This window comes from Nocardioides sp. LMS-CY (assembly GCF_018732145.1).
GTDB lineage: Bacteria > Actinomycetota > Actinomycetes > Propionibacteriales > Nocardioidaceae > Nocardioides > Nocardioides soli.
The window spans coordinates 1,821,757-1,839,912 of record NZ_CP076104.1 but is presented as its reverse complement, the minus strand read 5'-3'; the positions used below and the strand labels follow the sequence as shown (position 1 = coordinate 1,839,912).

General features: G+C 73.5%; 25 protein-coding genes. 15 read left to right on the top strand and 10 right to left on the bottom strand.

Annotated elements, in window-relative coordinates; all coding sequences use genetic code 11:
* Positions 1-31: 31 nt before the first annotated feature.
* From KM427_RS08845 to KM427_RS25895, 5 genes are all read left to right on the top strand, one after another.
* On the top strand, positions 32-883 hold the full coding sequence (locus KM427_RS08845; RefSeq protein WP_215526969.1) for a DUF2785 domain-containing protein: 852 nt from the start codon (positions 32-34) through the stop codon (positions 881-883).
* 9 nt (positions 884-892) lie between these two features.
* On the top strand, positions 893-2,569 hold the full coding sequence (locus KM427_RS08840) for an acetolactate synthase (RefSeq protein ID WP_183590770.1): 1,677 nt from the start codon (positions 893-895) through the stop codon (positions 2,567-2,569).
* Positions 2,562-3,053 carry a GNAT family N-acetyltransferase gene (locus tag KM427_RS08835; RefSeq protein ID WP_215526968.1) on the top strand — a complete coding sequence of 164 codons (492 nt, stop codon included), beginning with the start codon at positions 2,562-2,564 and terminating at the stop codon, positions 3,051-3,053. The genes KM427_RS08840 and KM427_RS08835 overlap by 8 nt, the downstream gene beginning before the upstream one ends.
* Positions 3,053-3,427, top strand: a complete 375-nt coding sequence (locus KM427_RS08830) for a thioesterase family protein (RefSeq protein ID WP_215526967.1) — start codon at positions 3,053-3,055, stop codon at positions 3,425-3,427. The genes KM427_RS08835 and KM427_RS08830 overlap by 1 nt, the downstream gene beginning before the upstream one ends.
* A 318-nt stretch (positions 3,428-3,745) precedes the next feature.
* Positions 3,746-3,820 carry a 50S ribosomal protein bL37 gene (locus KM427_RS25895; RefSeq protein WP_369759046.1) on the top strand — a complete coding sequence of 25 codons (75 nt, stop codon included), beginning with the start codon at positions 3,746-3,748 and terminating at the stop codon, positions 3,818-3,820.
* A gap of 96 nt (positions 3,821-3,916) precedes the next feature.
* Here the strand turns inward: KM427_RS25895 and rsrA are convergent, their stop codons facing one another.
* The 5 genes from rsrA to KM427_RS08805 form a co-directional block, all read right to left on the bottom strand.
* Positions 3,917-4,201, bottom strand: a complete 285-nt coding sequence (gene rsrA, locus KM427_RS08825) for a mycothiol system anti-sigma-R factor (protein ID WP_183590773.1) — start codon at positions 4,199-4,201, stop codon at positions 3,917-3,919.
* Complete coding sequence (locus KM427_RS08820) at positions 4,198-4,842, bottom strand: sigma-70 family RNA polymerase sigma factor (protein ID WP_183590774.1); 645 nt, start codon at positions 4,840-4,842, stop codon at positions 4,198-4,200. The genes rsrA and KM427_RS08820 overlap by 4 nt, the downstream gene beginning before the upstream one ends.
* Positions 4,843-4,933: 91 nt before the next feature.
* On the bottom strand, positions 4,934-5,584 hold the full coding sequence (locus tag KM427_RS08815; RefSeq protein ID WP_183590775.1) for an alpha/beta hydrolase family protein: 651 nt from the start codon (positions 5,582-5,584) through the stop codon (positions 4,934-4,936).
* Positions 5,581-6,345 (bottom strand): SOS response-associated peptidase, encoded by a 765-nt coding sequence (locus tag KM427_RS08810; RefSeq protein WP_183590776.1) that lies wholly within the window; start codon positions 6,343-6,345, stop codon positions 5,581-5,583. Before KM427_RS08810 ends, KM427_RS08815 begins: the two co-directional genes overlap by 4 nt.
* Positions 6,346-6,458: 113 nt before the next feature.
* Positions 6,459-7,181, bottom strand: a complete 723-nt coding sequence (locus KM427_RS08805; RefSeq protein ID WP_183590777.1) for a hypothetical protein — start codon at positions 7,179-7,181, stop codon at positions 6,459-6,461.
* Between the two features lie 171 nt (positions 7,182-7,352).
* Here KM427_RS08805 and KM427_RS08800 point away from each other — a divergent pair, with 171 nt between their 5' ends.
* Genes KM427_RS08800 through rsgA form a run of 4 tightly spaced genes read left to right on the top strand, consistent with a single transcriptional unit; the run spans position 7,353 to position 11,603 of the window.
* Positions 7,353-8,756, top strand: coding sequence for a sigma-70 family RNA polymerase sigma factor (locus tag KM427_RS08800; RefSeq protein ID WP_215526966.1), 1,404 nt, complete (start codon positions 7,353-7,355; stop codon positions 8,754-8,756).
* 10 nt (positions 8,757-8,766) lie between these two features.
* Positions 8,767-9,291 (top strand): DoxX family protein, encoded by a 525-nt coding sequence (locus KM427_RS08795; protein WP_215526965.1) that lies wholly within the window; start codon positions 8,767-8,769, stop codon positions 9,289-9,291.
* A 19-nt stretch (positions 9,292-9,310) separates the two neighbouring features.
* On the top strand, positions 9,311-10,591 hold the full coding sequence (gene aroA / locus KM427_RS08790; protein ID WP_252275200.1) for a 3-phosphoshikimate 1-carboxyvinyltransferase: 1,281 nt from the start codon (positions 9,311-9,313) through the stop codon (positions 10,589-10,591).
* Positions 10,592-10,601: 10 nt separating this feature from the next.
* Positions 10,602-11,603, top strand: a complete 1,002-nt coding sequence (rsgA, locus tag KM427_RS08785) for a ribosome small subunit-dependent GTPase A (protein WP_215526964.1) — start codon at positions 10,602-10,604, stop codon at positions 11,601-11,603.
* Here rsgA and KM427_RS08780 read toward each other — a convergent pair.
* Positions 11,600-11,818, bottom strand: a complete 219-nt coding sequence (locus KM427_RS08780; protein WP_215526963.1) for a hypothetical protein — start codon at positions 11,816-11,818, stop codon at positions 11,600-11,602. The genes rsgA and KM427_RS08780 overlap by 4 nt on opposite strands.
* A gap of 134 nt (positions 11,819-11,952) precedes the next feature.
* Between KM427_RS08780 and KM427_RS08775 the strand changes: the two genes are divergently transcribed.
* Entirely contained in the window at positions 11,953-12,177 is a 225-nt protein-coding gene (locus KM427_RS08775; RefSeq protein WP_215526962.1) for a DUF2188 domain-containing protein, read from the top strand.
* 173 nt (positions 12,178-12,350) lie between these two features.
* Here KM427_RS08775 and KM427_RS08770 read toward each other — a convergent pair whose 3' ends face one another.
* Positions 12,351-12,785, bottom strand: coding sequence for a DUF2231 domain-containing protein (locus KM427_RS08770; protein ID WP_343057813.1), 435 nt, complete (start codon positions 12,783-12,785; stop codon positions 12,351-12,353).
* A 59-nt stretch (positions 12,786-12,844) separates the two neighbouring features.
* Here KM427_RS08770 and hisN point away from each other — a divergent pair, with 59 nt between their 5' ends.
* Together hisN and KM427_RS08760 are read left to right on the top strand one after the other, a co-directional pair.
* On the top strand, positions 12,845-13,714 hold the full coding sequence (hisN, locus tag KM427_RS08765) for a histidinol-phosphatase (protein WP_183590784.1): 870 nt from the start codon (positions 12,845-12,847) through the stop codon (positions 13,712-13,714).
* Positions 13,715-13,752: 38 nt separating this feature from the next.
* The gene (locus KM427_RS08760) at positions 13,753-14,184 is read left to right on the top strand and encodes a CBS domain-containing protein (protein ID WP_183590785.1); all 432 of its coding nucleotides are present in this window, start codon (positions 13,753-13,755) and stop codon (positions 14,182-14,184) included.
* Positions 14,185-14,192: 8 nt separating this feature from the next.
* Here KM427_RS08760 and KM427_RS08755 read toward each other — a convergent pair whose 3' ends face one another.
* Entirely contained in the window at positions 14,193-15,230 is a 1,038-nt protein-coding gene (locus tag KM427_RS08755; RefSeq protein WP_215526961.1) for a PP2C family protein-serine/threonine phosphatase, read from the bottom strand.
* A gap of 72 nt (positions 15,231-15,302) precedes the next feature.
* On the opposite strand from KM427_RS08755, the gene KM427_RS08750 reads away from it, so the two are divergent.
* Entirely contained in the window at positions 15,303-15,671 is a 369-nt protein-coding gene (locus tag KM427_RS08750) for an FKBP-type peptidyl-prolyl cis-trans isomerase (RefSeq protein ID WP_215526960.1), read from the top strand.
* A gap of 121 nt (positions 15,672-15,792) precedes the next feature.
* Here KM427_RS08750 and KM427_RS08745 read toward each other — a convergent pair whose 3' ends face one another.
* Positions 15,793-16,038 (bottom strand): RNA-binding S4 domain-containing protein, encoded by a 246-nt coding sequence (locus KM427_RS08745; RefSeq protein ID WP_183590788.1) that lies wholly within the window; start codon positions 16,036-16,038, stop codon positions 15,793-15,795.
* Between the two features lie 47 nt (positions 16,039-16,085).
* Here KM427_RS08745 and KM427_RS08740 point away from each other — a divergent pair, with 47 nt between their 5' ends.
* Positions 16,086-16,427: a hypothetical protein gene (locus tag KM427_RS08740; protein WP_215526959.1), complete on the top strand. Its 342-nt coding sequence runs from the start codon at positions 16,086-16,088 to the stop codon at positions 16,425-16,427.
* A gap of 7 nt (positions 16,428-16,434) precedes the next feature.
* On the opposite strand, the gene KM427_RS08735 is transcribed toward KM427_RS08740, so the two are convergent.
* Complete coding sequence (locus KM427_RS08735) at positions 16,435-17,700, bottom strand: DUF445 domain-containing protein (RefSeq protein ID WP_183590790.1); 1,266 nt, start codon at positions 17,698-17,700, stop codon at positions 16,435-16,437.
* Between the two features lie 57 nt (positions 17,701-17,757).
* On the opposite strand from KM427_RS08735, the gene KM427_RS08730 reads away from it, so the two are divergent.
* Positions 17,758-18,156: an FAD synthase family protein gene (locus KM427_RS08730; RefSeq protein WP_215526958.1), complete on the top strand. Its 399-nt coding sequence runs from the start codon at positions 17,758-17,760 to the stop codon at positions 18,154-18,156.

Below are 18,156 nucleotides of genomic sequence, written 5' to 3'. Positions count from 1 at the left end.
CGTTTCGGACGACTTTCGTAGGATCGCCCCTATGTCCGGGTCATACTGGCGGAACGTGCACGCAGCAGGGCTGGCGGTCCCGTCGGATCGCCCCCTCGACGAGCTCACCGCCGAGCTGACCCGGATGCTGGGCGACCCCGACCCGGCCCTGCGCGACGGCACGGCGTACCCCGCCCTGACCACCTGGATCGAGCGCGGCGTCTACGACGACCTGCTCCCGGGGCTCGGCGACGGCATGGCGATGGGGCTGCTGGCCGGGCTCGGCGAGTGCGACACCGACACGGTCTTCCGGCGCAGCTTCTCGGCCCTCGTGCTCGGCGAGTGCATCGCCCGCGACAACGCCCGGCCGCTGCTGCCCGGCGGCAAGATCCTCGAGTGGGGCGACCGGCTCACGACCTGGCTGCTGCGCGAGCACGACCTGCGGGGCTTCGTCCCCGGCAAGGGTTGGGCCCACGCGGTCGCCCACGGCGCCGACGCCCTCGCGATCCTGGCGCGGTCGCCGCACCTGGCCACCCCCGAGCTGACCGTGGTGCTCGACGTCGTGGCCGACCGGCTGCTGCTCCCGGTCGACCGGCTGTTCAGCAGCGGCGAGCCCGACCGGCTCGCGTTCGCGACCATGGCGGTGCTGCGCCGCAACGTCGTGCCGCTGCGGGTGCTCGAGCCGTGGATCGCCCGGATCGCGGCCGCGGCCGGCACCCGCTCGGCGCACGACGACGGAGATCCCTACCTCGCCGGCGGCAACGCCGAGGCGTTCCTGCGGGCGCTCTACCTGCAGCTCTCGCTGGGCACCCGGCCGCCTCAGGTGCGCTCCGACCTGCTGCTGGTCGTGGTGGACGTGCTGAAGTCGACCAACCGCGCCTATCTCGTCACGACTGGTGAGTAACCTGCGGGCATGCCCGACGAGAACCGGCCCGACGACACCGACCTGACCGGCCACGCCGGCGAGCTGGCGATCGCGGTCGCTCGCGCACACGGCGTCGAGACGATGTTCACCCTGTCGGGCGCGCACGTGTTCCCGATGTACGACGGCGCGGTCAAGGCCGAGCCGCCGATGCGGCTGCTCGACGTACGCCACGAGCAGACGGCGGCCTTCGCCGCCGAGGCCACCGGCAAGCTGACCCGGGTGCCGGGGCTGGCCGTGCTGACCGCCGGTCCGGGCGTGACCAACGGACTGAGCGCCGTCGCACAGGCCCAGTTCGCGGGTTCGCCGATGGTGGTGGTCGGTGGGCGGGCGCCGCAGAGCCGGTGGGGCACCGGCGCGCTCCAGGAGCTCGACCAACCGCCGATCTTCGCGCCGGTCTCGAAGAAGGCGCACACGATCGCCACGGCCGACGCGGTGCTCGACGGGATCCACGACGCGTTCGTGACGGCCGGCTCGCCGCACCGCGGGCCGGTCTTCGTCGACGTGCCGATGGACGAGCTGTTCAACAGCGCCGGCGGCCCGCTGCCGGCGCCGATCATGCCGCGCGGCGCCGCGCCCGACCCGGACGCCCTCACCGAGATCGCCGAGCTGCTCGCCGCCGCCAGCCGACCGGTGCTGATCCTCGGCACCGACGTGTGGGCCGATCGCGCCGAGGAGGCGGCACTACGCTTCGTCGAGGCCACCGGCGTCCCGACCATCACCAACGGCATGGGCCGCGGGATCGTGCCCGGCGGCCATCCGCTGCTGGTCACCAAGGCGCGCGGCGCCGCCCTCGGCGGGGCCGACCTGGTCGTCGTGGTCGGCACCCCGCTGGACTTCCGGCTCGGGTACGGCGTGTTCGGGGGCCGCGACGGCGCACCGCCCGCCCAGGTCGTGCACGTCGCGGACTCCCCCGCCCAGCTCTCCGGCCACGCCGACCTCGCCGCGTCGGTGGCCGGCGACCTCACCTCGGTCCTCGACGGGCTGCTCACCGAGCTCGAGCAGGTCGTACGCCGGCCCGACTGGTCCGCCTGGCTCGGCGACCTCCAGGGCGCCGTGTCGGCCTCCGCCGCGCGCGACGCCGAGCTGCTCGGCGCCACCGCCGACCCGATCCACCCGGCCCGCATCTACGGCGAGCTGCTCCCCCGCCTCGCCGACGACGCGGTGGTGATCGGCGACGGCGGGGACTTCGTCAGCTTCGCCGGCAAGTACGTCGAGCCGCGCCGCCCCGGCGGCTGGCTCGACCCCGGCCCGTACGGCTGCCTCGGCGCCGGCCTCGGCGCCGCCATCGCGGCCCGGCTGGCCCGCCCGTCGGCACAGGTCGTGCTGCTGCTCGGGGACGGCGCCGCCGGCTTCTCGTTGATGGACGTCGACACGCTGGTGCGCCACGACCTGCCGGTCGTCATGGTGATGGGCAACAACTCCGCATGGGGCCTGGAGAAGGGCCCGATGCAGATGCTCTACGGCTACGACGTGATCGCCGACCTGGCGCCCCGCACGGCCTACGACGAGGTCGTGCGCGCGCTCGGCGGCGCCGGCGAGACCGTGACCGACCCGCGCCAGATCGGCCCCGCGCTCGACCGGGCGTTCGCCGCCGGCGTGCCGTACCTGCTCAACGTGATCACCGACGTCGCGGCGGTCTATCCCCGGACCAGCTTCGGTGTCTGAGGGGGTGCTGGTCCGGCGCGCCGGCCCCGGCGACCTCGCGACCGCGGGCGAGGTGACGGTCGCGGCGTACTCGGAGTTCACCCTCGGCCCGTCCGACCCCTACGTCGAGCGGCTGCGCGACGCGGCCGCCCGCCATCGCGAGGCCGAACTGTGGGTCGCCGAGCTCGACGGCGAGGTCGTCGGCACGGTCACGATCGCGCTCGTCGGGTCGCCGTGGCGCGAGATCGGCACGGCCGACGAGGGCGAGTTCCGGATGCTGGCCGTCGCGCCCGCCGCCCGCGGTCGCGGCGTCGGTGCGGCGCTGCTGACCTGCGTGGTGGACCGCTTCCGCGGGCTCGGTGCGCGCGGCATCGTGCTCTCCAGCCTGGCCGAGATGACCGCAGCGCACCGGGCCTATGCTCGGCTCGGCTTCGAGCGGGTGCCCGGCCGGGACTGGTCGCCGGTGCCCGGGATCGACCTGATCGCCTTCCGCAAGGAGCTCTGATGGACGCGACCCTGACCTTCACGGTGACCGACGACGACACGGCGGCCGCCGTCGGCTCCGGCACCCTGCCGGTGCTCGGCACCCCCCGGCTGCTCGCCTGGTGCGAGGCCGCCACGTGCGCGGCGCTCGAGCCGGGCCTGCCCGAGGGGTCCACGAGCGTCGGCACCCGCGTCGAGCTCGAGCACCTCGCCGCGAGCGCGGTCGGCCAGCGGGTCGAGGTGACCGCGTCCTCGACCTACGCCGACGGACGACTGCACCGGTTCACGGTCGCCGTCCGCAACCTCGGCGCCGACGGCGGACCGGGGAAGGTGGTCGGCACCGGCCAGGTCACCCGGGTCGTGGTCGACGCCGGGCGGTTCCTGTCGCGGCTGTGACGTCTGCCGGTGAACCGGTGCCGTACCCGGTGCACCGGAGGTCCCGACCCGCCCGCGGGTGGTTCGGAGGTCGCCCGGCGCGGATCGATCGAGGGCCGAGCGGGAGTGCCACCCACGGATAGTCCGTCACGTTCTGGTTGCCCTACCGGCCGACTTGCGGCTGGATCGTGACGGACTATCCCGAATCGCCACCCACCAGGCAGCCGAGAGCCGTCACCGCCCACGACCCGCGTGCGCCCGATTTCACGCAGCGCCGCGGGGTTTGAGAGGATGGTCGACGGCCTACGGGCCATCGACGTCCCGATCAGGAGGAAGACCATGGGCAAGACCGGCCGCAAGCGCCGCGCTCGCAAGAAGAAGGGCGCGAACCACGGCAAGCGCCCCAACGCCTGAGCGCACCGGAACCACAGAACCCCCGAACCTTGCGGTTCGGGGGTTCTTGCTTGCCGGTGGCCCACGACGGGCGCGGGCAGCGCGGTGGTGGAGCGGTCAGCCCTCGCGGAGCTGGACCTGGACCTCGCGGATCTTCAGCAGCACTCGCTGGCGCAGCTGGTCGGGGGCGATCTCGGTGCACGAGCGCGCCACCACGGTCTTGACCGTGCGCTGCAGGTCGTACTTCTCCAGGCAGGGGTTGCAGCTGTCGAGGTGCAGCCGCACCTCCGAGCAGTCGGCCTCGTCGAGCTCGTTGTCGATGAAGTAGACGATCCGCTCGAGGAAGTCGGCACAGTCCCCCGCGCTCGGCTCGCCGGGCAGGGAGGGGTGGTCGTGGCTCATGACTTGCCCCTATCGCGGCCGACGCTCAGCAGGTCGTTGTCGCGGACGTAGTCCGAGAGCAGGTCACGCAGCTGGCGCCGTCCCCGGTGCAGCCGCGACATCACGGTGCCGATCGGGGTCTCCATGATCTCGGCGATCTCCTTGTAGGCGAAGCCCTCGACGTCGGCGAGGTAGACCGCCAGCCGGAACTCCTCGGGAAGCCGCTGGAGGGCCTCCTTGACCTCGGAGTCGGGCAGGTGCTCGAGGGCCTCGGTCTCGGCGGAGCGCAGCCCGGTCGAGGAGTGCGACTCGGCGCGGTGCAGCTGCCAGTCCTCCACGTCCTCCGACATCGACTGCTGCGGCTGGCGCTGCTTCTTGCGGTAGTTGTTGATGAAGGTGTTGGTCAGGATCCGGTACAGCCAGGCCTTGAGGTTGGTGCCGGGCCGGAACTGGTGGAAGGACGAGTAGGCCTTCGCGTACGTCTCCTGCACCAGGTCCTCGGCGTCGGCCGGGTTGCGGGTCATCCGCATCGCGGCCGAGTAGAGCTGGTCGAGGAAGGGCAGGGCGTCCCGCTCGAAGCGGGCGGAGCGCTCCGCGTCGGTCTCGGTGGCGAGGTCCACGACGGGGTCGACCTCGGGGGTCGGGTCAGCAGGGTCGGTCATCACTCCCCAGCCTAGCCCGGTCGGGCGTTCGAGCACTGCCTGCATGGTGGTTGGAACGCCGACACCCCGTCGGTCATTCCCGGGCCCACGCTCAGGGGCGGGCGCTCGCGCCGGCGATCTCGCGCACGATCCACTCGAGGGTCGACTCCACGATGATGCCCATCGCCTCGGACTCGGTGAGCTCGCCGCGGGCCGGCACCTTGAAGCCGTGATCGGCACCGGGCACGACGGCCAGGTCGGTGTCGGCGGGGAACTCCTCCGGCCGGCCGAAGGTGTCGCGCTCGCCCTGGATCACCAGCGTCGGCACCCGCGAACCGCGCAGCTCGTCGAGTCGCGACGACTCCGGCTTGCCGGGCGGGTGCAGGGGGAAGGCGAGCGCCAGGCAGCCCGACGCCGCCAGTCGCTTCGCGCAGCGAGCGGCCGACCGGGCGCCGGCGGAGCGGCCGCCCACCACGAGCGGGGTGCGGGTGCGCAGCCGGTTGGCGGCGGCGATCAGCCCGGCGTCGAGCGTCGGCGGCGCGGTCGCCACCTTGCGTCCGGCCACCTTCCAGGGCTGCTCGAGACGCACGACCGTGACGCCGTTGCGCGGCAGCTGCTCGGCGAGCGCGGTCAGGTCGCGGGTGTCGATGCCGTTGCCGGCGCCGTGGCTGAGCAGCAGGGTGGCGATCGGACTGCGGGCCTGGTCGACCACCAGGCGTGCCTCGCCGTGCGGCGTGTCGAGGCGGCGTTCCTGCCGGGTCACGACGAGGTCTCCTCGGGTCCGTGCTCCAGCGGCAGCGGCTCGAGCAGCTCGGGGCCGTTGTTGCGCACGTTGCTCACCAGCGCCGACACCGGATAGGCCTCGAGCCGGCCGGGGGCGGCCGGCTCGAGCAGGTCGAGCAGCTCCGCTCCCTGGGCGCGGGGGTCGAGCCAGGCGCCCCAGCGCTCCCGATCGACCATCAGCGGCATCCGCTCGTGGATGTCGCCGAGCGCGTCCTCGGCGTCGGTGGTGATCACCGTGCAGGACCACCGGAACCGGTCGGGCGCGTCGTCGGCCTTCGCGGGGTCGCGCCAGATCTCGTAGAGGCCGGCCATCGCGAGGATCCCGTGGTCACGCGGCCGGACGAAGAACGGCTGCTTGCGGGGCTTGCCGGCCTTGGTCGTCTCCCGGGTCGGGTACCACTCGAAGTAGCCGTCCGCCGGCAGCAGGCAGCGACGGGTCGCGAAGGCCCGCTTGTACGCCGGCTTCTCCGCGACGGTCTCCATCCGCGCGTTGATCAGCCGGTTGCCGATCGAGGCGTCCTTCGCCCACGACGGCACCAGGCCCCAGGTGAGCACCCGCAGCTGGCGCTGCGGCGGCTCGTCGCTCTCCTTGGACGGCGGCCGCTCGACGACGGCGTACACCTCCTTGGTGGGCGCGACGTTGTAGTCGGCCTCGAGGGCGTCCGGGATGCGACTCTCGACGATGTCGAACTCCTCGACGAGATCCTCCGGGCGTCTGCTCGACGCGTAGCGGCCGCACATGCGGCAACTCTAGAGGGGACGGCCGACGGCGGCCGGGCCCAGCAGCGGCTCAGGGTGCGTCTCCTGATCCGGCGCCGTCGCGCAGCAGGCGCTTCCGGATCAGGAGCCGTGCACTAAACCCGGGCCAGCTCGTCGAGCAGGGCGGCCACGGCCTCGTCGTCCGCCGGCAGGCCCTCGATCCAGGCGCGGGGCCGGGGAGGGTCGCCGGCGTCGATCATCCGCAGCAGCAGGTCGAAGCGGCGCAGCAGCAGCTCGTCGCGCAAGGCCAGCACCACCAGGCGGCCGGGGGCGATGTGCCCGATCGTCTCGCTGCCCGGGAACACCCCGCGCACCGTGGCCCCCAGCTGCGCGTCGGCCATCGCGCGGGCCAGCGGCTCGCCGAGCCGCGCCGAGTCGGGCCCCGCGCCGGTCGCGACGACGACCAGCGCGTGGGTCTGGTGCGCGGGGCCGCCCCGGCGCAGGTCGGTGACGACGGTGCGCAGGTGGGCCAGGCTCGCGAGGCCCGTGAGCGGGTCCTCGCAGGACACGGCGTGCAGGTAGCCGAGCGTGGCCTCGCCCCAGGCCGCGGCGAGGGCCCGCGCAGCGGCGTACGCCGGAGCCTCGCCGCGCACCAGCTCCCAGGTGCGGGCGAGGCCGTCCAGCGCCTCCGGCAGCGAGACTCCGTCGCGTGCGAGGGTGCCCCCCAGCACCTCGCACGCGACGACCGAGCCCGATCCCGAAGCCAGGGCCTCCCCCACTGCCTCGAAGCGGGGTGGCAGCGCCACCCTCAGCTCGTCGGTCAGCTCCCGCCCCGGTCCGGGATCGGCCGTGGTCGAGCTCCGCCTGCGCGTCGCCATCCCATCCACGGTCGAGCTCCCCCTCTGGTCCGGTCTTGCCGGCTATGGGACGGCGCACCCGCCGACCCATGACGCGCTCGCGCTCGCCAATTCTTTCGGGTTCTCCCGGGTTCCGCCCGACTCTCCCGAGCGATGCCGTCGCCTTTCGCGGGTTCGGACGTTGGGCCAGGCATGGGCTCCTCCGTATCGACCCTCGACGGGCGCAGCGACGCCGAGCTGATCTCGGCCGTCCGGGCCGGCGACGTGGCGGCGTACGGCGAGCTCTTCGCACGCCACGCCGAAGCCGCCCGGCGGCTCGCCAGGCAGCTGGCGCCGGGGCCGGACGCCGACGACCTCGTGTCGGAGTCGTTCGCGAAGGTGCTCGGCGTCCTGCAGCGCGGCGGCGGCCCGGACCTCGCGTTCCGCGCCTATCTGCTGACCGCCGTACGACGGGTGCACGTCGACCGGATCCGGGCCGCGGCGCGGCTGCACACGACCGACGACCTGACGCCCTTCGACCCCGGCGTGCCCTTCCGCGACACCGCGGTCGAGCGCTTCGAGAGCGCGGCCGCGGCGCGCGCGTTCGCCTCGCTGCCCGAGCGCTGGCAGCTGGTGCTGTGGCACACGGAGGTCGAGGCACAGCGGCCGGCCGAGGTCGCGCCGCTGCTCGGCATGACCCCGAACGCCGTCTCCGCGCTCGCCTACCGGGCCCGGGAGGGCCTGCGCCAGGCCTATCTGACGATGCACGCCGGCGACGCGGACGACGACGCCTGCGAGCGCACCCGCGCCGAGCTGGGCGCCTACGTCCGCGGCGGCCTCGCCCGGCGCGACGCCGCCCGGGTCGAGCAGCATCTCGAGCGGTGCCGGCCGTGCAGCTCCCTCTATCTCGAGCTCAGCGAGGTCAACGCCGACCTCCGCGCGGTGCTCGCCCCGCTGCTGCTCGGCGGGGCCGCCGCGGCGTACCTCGCCTCCAGCGGGGGCACCGCCGTCACGGGCATCGCGCTGCTGCTCGGGCGGGCCCGCGACCTGCTGCTGGCCCACGGCCCGACCGCGGCGGTCGCCGGTGCCGCAGCGTCCGCGGTCGTCGCGGGTGCTGCGATCACGCTCCACCGGGCGCCGTCGGAGACGCCCGCCGCGGTCGAGCCACCCGCCGTCTCCAGCACGCCGTCGGTGCTCGAGAGCGGTCCGCGGCCGCTGCACCGGGCGCCCCACCCCGACCGGAGCGGGCCCGCCGGCGCCGTCACCCTCGCCGTCCCCGCGACGCCCGAGCCGACCTCCGGTCCCACCACCCCGCCCGACCCGGCCCCGACGAGCGCCCCGACCTCCGCACCCACCACCGCACCCACCACCGCACCCACCACCGCACCCACCACCGCACCCACCACCGCGGCGCCGACGACCGGCCCGCCCACAGCCGAACCGGCACCCGCGCCGCGCTCGCCCGCGGCCGGGCTGTCGGCGAGCGTCTCGATCGGGGCCGACGGTGTCGAGGTCGGGCTGGGGCTCGGGCTCGGCGGCGTACCCGTGCTCCCCGAGACCACCCTGGGCGTGCCGCTGGGCGTGCCATCGGGAGTGGGGCTGCCAGGGTCCGGGTAAACAGGAGGACATGACCGTCAGCAGACTCATCGCCCGACCGATGCTCGCGTCGATCTTCGTGGTCGGTGCCGCGACCGCGCTCAAGAACGCCCCCGGCACCGCGACCAAGGCCGACGCGGTCACCTCCCGCGTGGTCCCGATGCTGCGCAGGGCCGGCCTCCCCGTGCCGGACGACCCGGAGACGCTGGTCAAGATCAACGCCGGCGTCCAGATCGGTGCCGGGCTGGCGCTCGCCACCGGTCGCGCCCCTCGGCTCTCGGCCGCCGTGCTCGCGGCGTCACTGGTGCCGACGACGGCGGCCGGACACCGGTTCTGGGAGATCGACGACCCGGCGCAGCGCACCCAGCAGAGGCTGCACTTCTTCAAGAACGTGTCGCTCATCGGCGGGCTGATCATCGCCAGCGGCGACACCGAGGGCCGGCCGGGCGTGGCCTGGCGGGCGAGGCGCGCCGCGAAGGACGCCCGCCGTGAGGCGAAGCGGCTGGCCCACGATGCCCGGCGCGAGGCGAGGCTGGCCGCCGCACGAGTGCACTGACGCCACTACGCTGAGCGTCGTGACTGCCGCTACCGACGCCCCGGCCGACCCCTGGCCCGCACCCCGCGCGGCCCACCCGGTCGACGCCGTGGTGACGCTGCCCGGCAGCAAGTCGCTCACCAACCGGGCGCTGCTGCTCGCCGCGATCGCCGACGGCCCCTCGGTCGTCCGCCGGGCGCTCCGTTCGCGGGACACGACGCTGATGGCCGCGGCGCTGACGGCGCTCGGCTCGACCGTCGACACCGCGGGCGACGACTGGACGGTCACGCCGGGTGCCTTCGCCGGCGACGCCCGGGTCGACTGCGGGCTGGCGGGCACCGTGATGCGGTTCGTGCCGCCGGTCGCCGGGCTCTCGACCGGCACGGTCTCCTTCGACGGCGACCCGCACATGCGCAAGCGCCCGATCGGCGAGATCCTCGGCGCCCTGCGCACCCTCGGTGTCGAGGTCGACGGGGAGGCGCTGCCCTTCGCGATCCGGGGCTCCGGCTCGGTCCGCGGCGGCACGGTCGTGGTCGACGCGTCCGCGTCGTCGCAGTTCATCTCGGCGCTGCTGCTCGCCGGCGCTCGCTACGACGAGGGCGTCGACGTACGCCACGACGGCAAGCCGGTCCCGTCCCTCCCCCACATCGACATGACGGTCGCGATGCTGCGCGAGCACGGGGTGCAGGTCGACGACGCCGACGCGAACCGCTGGCGCGTGGCCCCGGGGGCGGTGCGCGCCGTCGACCACGTGATCGAGCCCGACCTGTCCAACGCGGCGCCGTTCCTGGCGCTCGCGGCGGTCTCGGGCGGGTCGGTGACCGTGCGCGACTGGCCGCGCTCGACCACCCAGGCCGGCGACGCGCTGCGCGAGATCCTCGCGACGATGGGCTGCGAGGTGGAGCGCGTCGAGGAGGGGCTGCGGGTCACGGGCTCGGGCACCCTGCTCGGCATCGACGTCGACCTGCACGACGTCGGCGAGCTCACCCCGGCCGTCGCCGCGCTGTGCGCGCTGGCCGAGGCGCCCTCGCACCTGCGCGGCATCGGCCACATCCGTGGGCACGAGACCGACCGGATCGCGGCCCTCGTGACCGAGCTGTCCGCGCTCGGCGCCGAGGTGACCGAGCACGCCGACGGGCTGAGCATCGAGCCGGCGCCGCTGCACGGTGGGGTGTTCCACACCTACGCCGACCATCGGATGGCGCACGCCGCCGTCATCCTCGGCGCCGCCGTCGACGGCGTGCTGGTCGAGAACGTCGCCACGACCGGCAAGACCTTCCCGGACTTCGCGGGCACCTGGTCGGGACTCATCGGCCGATGAGCGAGCGCTGATGAGCGGGCGGTACTCCGACCAGGACGTCGAGCACTACGAGCGACCACGTCGGCACACCCGCCCTCGCACCAAGGAGCGCCCGTCGTACGACGACGCGCTCGACGGCATGGTCGTCACCGTCGACCGGGGCCGCTACACGCTGCTCGTCGAGGGTCGCACCGTGACCGCGATGAAGGCACGGCCGCTGGGCCGCAAGGGCGTCGTGGTCGGCGACCGGGTGCGCGTCGTCGGCGACACCTCCGGCGCGGAGGGCACGCTGGCCCGGGTCGTCGAGGTCGCCGACCGCACCACCGTGCTGCGGCGCACCGCGGACGACGACGACCCGGTCGAGCGGGTCATCGTCGCGAACGCCGACCAGCTCGTCGTCGTCACCGCCCTGGCCGACCCCGAGCCGCGTCCCCGGCTGATCGACCGGGCGCTGGTCGCGGCGTACGACGCGCGGATGCAGCCGCTGCTGTGCCTCACCAAGGCCGACCTGGCGGACCCGGAGTCGCTGCTGGTGACCTACCGCTCGCTCGGCGTACCGTGGCTGGTCACCCAGCGTGGCGGCGACCTGAGCGAACTGCGGGAGCGGCTGCGCGGCCGGATCAGCGTGCTGATCGGCCACAGCGGCGTCGGCAAGTCGACGCTGGTCAACGCACTGGTGCCGGACGCCGACCGCCAGGTCGGCCACGTCAACGCCGTCACTGGGCGGGGCCGGCACACCTCGACCTCGGCGATCATGCTGCCCCTGCCCGCGACCGACGGCCGCGACGGCGGCTGGATCGTCGACACCCCCGGCATCCGCTCCTTCGGGCTCGCCCACGTCGAGCCGGAGCGGTTGATCGAGGCGTTCCCCGACCTCGACGAGATGACCGAGGACTGCCCGCGCGGCTGCACGCACGGCGCCGACGAGCCGGAGTGCGGGCTCGACGAGGCCGTGCGCACCGGCGACGCCGACCCCGAGCGGGTGGAGTCGTTCCGCCGGCTGCTCGTCGCGCGCAGCGAGCCGCCGTACTAGGTCGTGTTGCGAGCGCTGCGGGCGTCGAGGAGCGCCATCCCGAAACAGAACGCCGCGATCGCGCAGGCACCGGCGAGCACGCGCAGGCCGAGCACCAACGGACGGTCCGCCTCGGTGGCCGAGTCGCTCCGGTCGATGACGTAGGCCATGAACCCGAAGTAGACGCCCAGCACCGCCGACAGCAGCGTGCCGAAGCCCGCCGTCCTGCTCGTCATCTCGTCTCCCTCGCGCCCGGGTCGGTCCATCATGGACGGTCGCCCGCTCCCCGGCGGTCGAACTCACCCGAATCGGCGAGTTTCGAGCACCACCCGCCGCGGTACCGCCCCTCCAGGAGAGGGAGGAGAACACGATGGGTGGTGGCGTGGAGACGTACTGCTCCGGAGACACCTGGCGCAACCGGGTGATCGGCGGCGCGGAGCCGCTGCCCGGGGAGTACCGCACCCGGGAGGCGGCCTCGGAGGTGGCCCGCGCAGAGGCGCGGATCCGGGGTGTGGAGCACGTGATCCGGAGGGCCGACGGGAGCGTGGCGGACCGGCGTCGCTACCCGCGGCTGTCGGAGGAGATCCCCGGCTGAGCGGGCTCCTGCCGGGTGGTGCGGGGTGGCGGCTTCATCAAGGGATGAGGACGAAGGCGCGCTTCCCCTGTCGAGTTCACCCGGGTAGGCGCGGGTCGACCTTCATCCCTTGATGAAGCTGCGAAGGGCCGCGGGCGACCGCCCGCGGTCTGGCCCGAGCCCGGCCCCGCCGATCAGCCCCAGACCGCGCGGGCACCGGCATCGCCGGTGAGGATCACCAGCACCAGCACCGCCCCCGCACCGACGCCGAGGAGCACGTCGAGCACCACCCGCAGCGCGCCGGTGCGCGTGTGCAGCCAGCCGGCGAGGAGGCCGACGATGCCGAAGCCGAGCGTCACCCAGAACAGCACCCGGGCGCGGTGCTCGTGGGTCAGCACCTGCGGGCTCGTCTGGATCTCCGGCGGCCGGGAGTTCAGGAAGGACTTGCCGGTGAAGTACGCCGCGGTGATCGCCCCGACCGCGATCACGACGAGCACCAGCATCGGCCAGCGCATCCGGTCACGCCACCGCGGCACCAGGTAGGCCAGCGCCGCCAGCGCGGCCAGTGGTCCGAACACCACGGCGGCGTGGACGACGAGCGGGTGCAGCGGCAGGCCGTTGAGCTCCATGCCCAGCACAACGGCGCACCTTGCCGGAACGTTCAGTCGACAGCGAATAGGCTGGCTGCGTGCCGACCGACTACACCGACGACCTGCGCCTCGCGCACGTCCTCGCCGACGACGCCGACTCGATCACCGAGAGCCGGTTCCGGTCGCTCGACCTGCACGTGATGAGCAAGCCCGACCTCACGCCCGTGACCGACGCCGACCAGGCGGTCGAGGAGAGCATCCGGCGTACCCTCTCGCGAGTCCGCTCGCGCGACGCGATCACCGGCGAGGAGCAGGGCTCGACCGGCCACAGCCAGCGCCGCTGGATCATCGACCCGATCGACGGCACCAAGAACTTCGTCCGCGGGGTGCCGGTCTGGGCGACGCTGATCTCCCTGGTCGTCGACGACGAGGTGGTGCTCGGGGTGGTGTCGGCACCACTGCTGCAGCGCCGCTGGTGGGCGTCGACGGGCAACGGCGCCTGGACCGGCCGCTCGCTGCTCAAGGCCACCCGGTGCCAGGTCTCCGACGTACGCCGGCTCGAGGACGCCTCGCTGTCCTACGCCTCCCTCTCCGGCTGGGAGGAGCGGGACCGGCTCGACGACTTCCAGTCGCTGATGCGGCGCTGCTGGCGCACCCGGGCGTACGGCGACTTCTGGTCCTACATGCTGCTGGCCGAGGGTGCCGTCGACCTCGCGGCCGAGCCCGAGCTCGAGGTCTACGACATGGCCGCGCTCGACGTGATCGTCCGCGAGGCCGGTGGCCGGTTCACCTCGCTGGACGGCACCGACGGCCCCTTCGGCGGCAACGCGCTCGCCTCGAACGGCCACCTGCACGAGGCCGCCCTGGCCTTCCTCGGCGCGCTGCCCGATGACGACGACGACCCGGACTGGCGCCGCTCGGGCCCCGGCTCGGTCTCCGATCTGCGCCTGCACCGCCCGCGAGACTGACCCTGGCCCCAGCCGGTGTGCACCGGTACGGTCTGTCCATGCGGATCGGTGAGGTTCTCCAGGCCAAGTCGAGTCGCGAGGTCGTGACGATCTCGCCGGAAGCCGGCGTGCGCGAGCTGATCGCCAGGCTCGCCGAGCACAACGTGGGCGCGTTGATCGTGAGCGGCGACGGCGTCTCGGTCGACGGCATCGTCAGCGAGCGCGACGTCGTGCGCCACCTGCACGCCGACGGCACCGTCATCAACAACACGGTCCGCGCGATCATGACCGAGGTCGTCGAGACCTGCGACGAGGACACCCCCGTCGAGGAGTTGATGAAGACGATGACCGAGCACCGGATCCGGCACGTGCCCGTCGTCCGTGACGGCCGGCTGACCGGGATCATCAGCATCGGCGACGTGGTCAAGCACCGCATCGACCAGCTGGAGTTCGAGCGCGACCAGCTCGACAGCTACGTGCACCAGACCTGAGGCGAGGCTCAGCCTGGATCGCTCTCGGCGAGGACGAGCGCCATGTCGTCCTGCAGCGCCTGACCCGTGTACGCCAGCAGGCGCGCGACCAGCCGGTCGAGCGCCTCCTCGACGGTCCCGTCGCCGAGCTCGGCGGCGTACTCGTCGAGGGCGAAGAACTCGCCCCTGTCGTCACGCGCCTCGACCAGTCCGTCGGTGTAGAAGAGCATCCGGGCGCCCCGCGGCCAGGGGTGCTCGCTCAAGGTGGGCACCGAGCCCAGGCCCAGCGGGACGGTCGGCTCGCCCGTGTCGACCGTGGTCGCCTCGCCCGACTGCAGGAACAGCGGCGGGTGGTGACCACAGTTGGCCAGCGTCACCCGGTCGCCCTGGAACTGCCCGACGATCGCGGTCACGAACTCCTCATCGCCCAGGATCCGGCTCATCGTCTCGTCGATGCGCATCGCGAGCGCCCCGGGATCCGGCTCGGTGAAGGCCGCCGCCCGGAACGCGCCGAGGACGGTCGCCGCGGTCTGCACCGCCTCGAGGCCCTTGCCACGGACGTCACCGACGATCACCCGCACGCCGAAGGGCGTCTCCGCGACCTCGTAGAGGTCGCCGCCCACCAGCGCCTCCGCGGCCGCGGACACGTAGCGGGCGGCGAGGCCGACCGAGCCGATGGCCGTCGGCATCGACCGGAGCACGGCCCTCTGGGCGGTCTCGGCGATCACGGTCATCCGCTGCAGCCGCTCCTCGCGGCGCTCGCGCAGTGCGGCGTTCTGCACCGCGACGACGCCGAGCAGCGCGCACAGCCCGATGCGCGCGAGCCAGTCGAACGTGCCGGCGTCCTCCAGCCACAGCACGGACAGGAACGCGCAGGCGACCGAGCCGGCGGCGACGATCGCGGTGTTCCGGGCCGAGGTCAGCAGGCTCGCGACCATCGCCGCGCCCGCGAAGATGGCGATCAGCTGGGCCGGCGTGATGATCGACAGCACGATGAGCCCCGCCAGCACCCCGAACCCGACGAGCAGCCCGCGGTCCGGGCGCACAGACGGTCGGAGTAGTGGCACCGACACATCCTGACAGTCCGGCCCCGGGCCGGAGCGCGGAACGCCCCCGGGCCCCCCGTTAGGGTGAGCGACATGGACAAGCCCGAGATCGACTTCCCCGACTTCGACCCGCCCGCCGACCTCGTGGTCACCGAGCTCGCCGAGGGCGACGGCCCCGAGGCGACGGCGGGCGCGACCGTCTCCGTGCACTACGTCGGCGTCGCCCACTCCACGGGCGAGGAGTTCGACGCCTCGTACAACCGTGGCGCGCCGCTCCAGTTCCGGCTCGGGGTCGGCCAGGTCATCGCCGGCTGGGACCAGGGCGTGCAGGGCATGAAGGTCGGCGGCCGTCGCCAACTCGTGATCCCGCCGCACCTGGGCTACGGCGACCGGGGCGCAGGCGGCGTGATCAAGCCCGGCGAGACGCTGATCTTCGTCGTCGACCTCCTCGGCGTCAGCTAGGCGCCGCCCTGCGGGCGCCCGGCTGCGTTGTCGTCGCTCGACGGCCCGCTCCGCTCAGAGGCCGCCTTCGCTCCTCCGCCTTGCCGGGCATCCCGCAGGACGACGCCTCACCAGAGGCTCGCTACCAGGGCAGGCCGTCGTCGGCGCCCTCCTCGGCCACCAGGGCGGACTGACCGCCCAGGCTGACGACGTCCCCCTGCACCAGCTGCCGGCCCCGGCGGGTCTCCACCTCGCCGTTCACGCGCACGTGCCCGTCCTGGATGACGGGCTTGGCCTCGGCGCCGCTCTCCACCAGGTTGGCGAGCTTGAGGAACTGGCCGAGCCGGATCGAGTCGTCGCGGATCGGGACGGGGAACGGCTCGGACATGAGGCCATTGTCGCTCCTGCCCGTCGAGGCCCGTCAGATGGCTGGAAATGGGTCGAGCCAACGACCATCTGACGGGCTCGACGCGCTGTCCCCAGGTACGCCGGAGCCGGGATTCGTCCACCCTGCTGGACCTCCGCGGCCGATTCCTCGCGATCCCCGATCTCTTCGACCCGGTCCGTGGCGTGGTCGGCGAGCACGCCGGTGCCGACCACCGCGACATCGACCGCCACGCCCGAGACATCGAGCGCGAGGCCGACCTGCGCAATGCCGGGCTCGAGTACGTCGAGACCGTCGGCCGCGACCTGCGCGACGAGCGCCGGGTCGTGCACCGCATGGAACAGGCGGCCGCCCGCGCCGTACACCTCGAGCGCGGGCTCGCGCCACCCTGACGACCGATCAGTGGATCAGCACCGACACCGTGTGGATCAGCACGCCCACGAGCCCGCCGACGATCGTGCCGTTGATCCGGATGAACTGCAGGTCGCGGCCCACGTGGAGCTCGATGCGGCGGGCGGCCTCCCGGCCGTCCCAGCGCTCGACGGTGTGGGTGATGACCGCGGTCAGCTCGGCGCCGTAGCGCTCGACCGCGAAGACCGCGGCGTCGGCGGCCAGGCCGTCGAGGCGCGCCCGGAGCGCGGCGTCGTCGACCAGCCGCCGGGCGAACGCGGTCACCTCGTCGAGCAGGCGGCGGCGTACGGCGCCCTCGGGGTCGGCCAGCGAGGCCTGGAGGCTGCGCCGCAGGGCGTTCCAGAGCGAGACCCCCGAGGCCACCAGCTGCGGCTGGTCGAGCAGCCGCTCCTTGAGGCGCTCGGTGCGCTCCTGGGTCTCCGGGTCGTGCTGCAGGTCGTGGGCGAGCTGGCCGAGCATCGAGTCGAGCGCGAGGCGGGCGTGGTGACGCGGATCGGTGCGGATGTCGTCGACCCAGCTCACCAGCTCGCGGTGCAGTCGGGAGATCACCGCCTCGTTGAGTCGGGCGGGAGCCCACCACGGCGCCCGCTCGCCGAGCACCTCCGCGACCGTGTCGGGGTTCTCGACCAGCCAGCGGTGCGCCTCGTCGAGCACGAGGTCGACCAGCCCGTGGTGCAGGTCGTCGCGCACGGTCTCCTCGAGCAGGCTCCCCAGCACCGGCGCGATCGGCTCCGCCCGGAAGCGCGGCACCAGCGCGTCGCGCACCAGCTCCTCGACGTGCTCGTCGCGGATCCGGCCGAGCGCGATCACCGCCACGTCGGCGAACTCGTCGACGGCCCGCTTCGCGTGCTCGGGTACGACGAGCCAGTGGCCGACCCGCAGCGAGATCGTGGCCGCGGCGACCCGGTCGCGGATGATCTCCTCCTGGAGGAAGTTCTCCCCCACGAACTCCTCCAGCGACCGGCCCAGCTCGTCCTTGCGGCGCGGGATCAGCGCCGTGTGCGGCACCGGCAGCCCCAGCGGGTGCTTGAACAGCGCGGTGACCGCGAACCAGTCCGCGATGGCGCCGACCATCGACGCCTCGGCGCCGGCGTTCACGAAGCCCCAGAAGCCGCCGTGGCCGAGCGTCGCGACGTACACGACGGCGGCGAAGCAGAGCAGCCCCACCGCGAGGGTGCGCATCCGGCGCAGTCCTCGGCGCCGCTGCTCGTCGGCCTCCGAGTCGGGGGTGATCATCGTCAGTGTCGCGCTCATCGAACGCCATCCTCCCCCATTGGGTCCAGACCACCGCGAAGTGAGAAGATTCCGCTCATGCCTCGCACCGTCATCACCTTCGGCACGTTCGACGTGTTCCATGTCGGGCACCTGCGGGTGATCGAGCGCGCCGCCGCGCTCGGCGACCGCCTGGTCGTGGGGGTCTCGGCCGACGCGCTCAACCTGCGCAAGAAGGGCCGCGAGCCGGTCTTCAGCCAGGCGGAGCGGCTCGCGATCGTGGCCGCGCTGAAGCCGGTCGACGAGGTGTTCGTCGAGGAGAGCCTCGAGCTCAAGCGCGACTACATCCAGAAGTTCGCCGCCGACGTGCTCGTCATGGGCGACGACTGGGCGGGGCGCTTCGACGAGTTCCGCGACGTCTGCGAGGTCGTCTACCTGCCACGCACGCCCGCGATCTCCACCACGGCGCTGATCGAGAAGATCTCCGGCGGGTCCTGA

Coding starts and splice junctions, on each gene's coding strand:
- KM427_RS08840 (WP_183590770.1), top strand. CDS start 893: ATGCCCGACGAGAACCGGCCCGACGACACCGACCTGACCGGCCACGCC.
- rsrA (WP_183590773.1), bottom strand. CDS start 4,201: ATGAGCCACGACCACCCCTCCCTGCCCGGCGAGCCGAGCGCGGGGGAC.
- KM427_RS08805 (WP_183590777.1), bottom strand. CDS start 7,181: ATGGCGACGCGCAGGCGGAGCTCGACCACGGCCGATCCCGGACCGGGG.
- KM427_RS08745 (WP_183590788.1), bottom strand. CDS start 16,038: ATGTCCGAGCCGTTCCCCGTCCCGATCCGCGACGACTCGATCCGGCTC.
- KM427_RS08810 (WP_183590776.1), bottom strand. CDS start 6,345: ATGTGCGGCCGCTACGCGTCGAGCAGACGCCCGGAGGATCTCGTCGAG.
- KM427_RS08740 (WP_215526959.1), top strand. CDS start 16,086: ATGGGTCGAGCCAACGACCATCTGACGGGCTCGACGCGCTGTCCCCAG.
- KM427_RS08735 (WP_183590790.1), bottom strand. CDS start 17,700: ATGAGCGCGACACTGACGATGATCACCCCCGACTCGGAGGCCGACGAG.
- KM427_RS08800 (WP_215526966.1), top strand. CDS start 7,353: ATGGGCTCCTCCGTATCGACCCTCGACGGGCGCAGCGACGCCGAGCTG.
- KM427_RS08760 (WP_183590785.1), top strand. CDS start 13,753: ATGCGGATCGGTGAGGTTCTCCAGGCCAAGTCGAGTCGCGAGGTCGTG.
- KM427_RS08750 (WP_215526960.1), top strand. CDS start 15,303: ATGGACAAGCCCGAGATCGACTTCCCCGACTTCGACCCGCCCGCCGAC.
- KM427_RS08730 (WP_215526958.1), top strand. CDS start 17,758: ATGCCTCGCACCGTCATCACCTTCGGCACGTTCGACGTGTTCCATGTC.
- KM427_RS08770 (WP_343057813.1), bottom strand. CDS start 12,785: ATGGAGCTCAACGGCCTGCCGCTGCACCCGCTCGTCGTCCACGCCGCC.
- KM427_RS08775 (WP_215526962.1), top strand. CDS start 11,953: ATGGGTGGTGGCGTGGAGACGTACTGCTCCGGAGACACCTGGCGCAAC.
- KM427_RS08795 (WP_215526965.1), top strand. CDS start 8,767: ATGACCGTCAGCAGACTCATCGCCCGACCGATGCTCGCGTCGATCTTC.
- rsgA (WP_215526964.1), top strand. CDS start 10,602: ATGAGCGGGCGGTACTCCGACCAGGACGTCGAGCACTACGAGCGACCA.
- KM427_RS08820 (WP_183590774.1), bottom strand. CDS start 4,842: ATGACCGACCCTGCTGACCCGACCCCCGAGGTCGACCCCGTCGTGGAC.
- KM427_RS08830 (WP_215526967.1), top strand. CDS start 3,053: ATGGACGCGACCCTGACCTTCACGGTGACCGACGACGACACGGCGGCC.
- KM427_RS08780 (WP_215526963.1), bottom strand. CDS start 11,818: ATGACGAGCAGGACGGCGGGCTTCGGCACGCTGCTGTCGGCGGTGCTG.
- KM427_RS08845 (WP_215526969.1), top strand. CDS start 32: ATGTCCGGGTCATACTGGCGGAACGTGCACGCAGCAGGGCTGGCGGTC.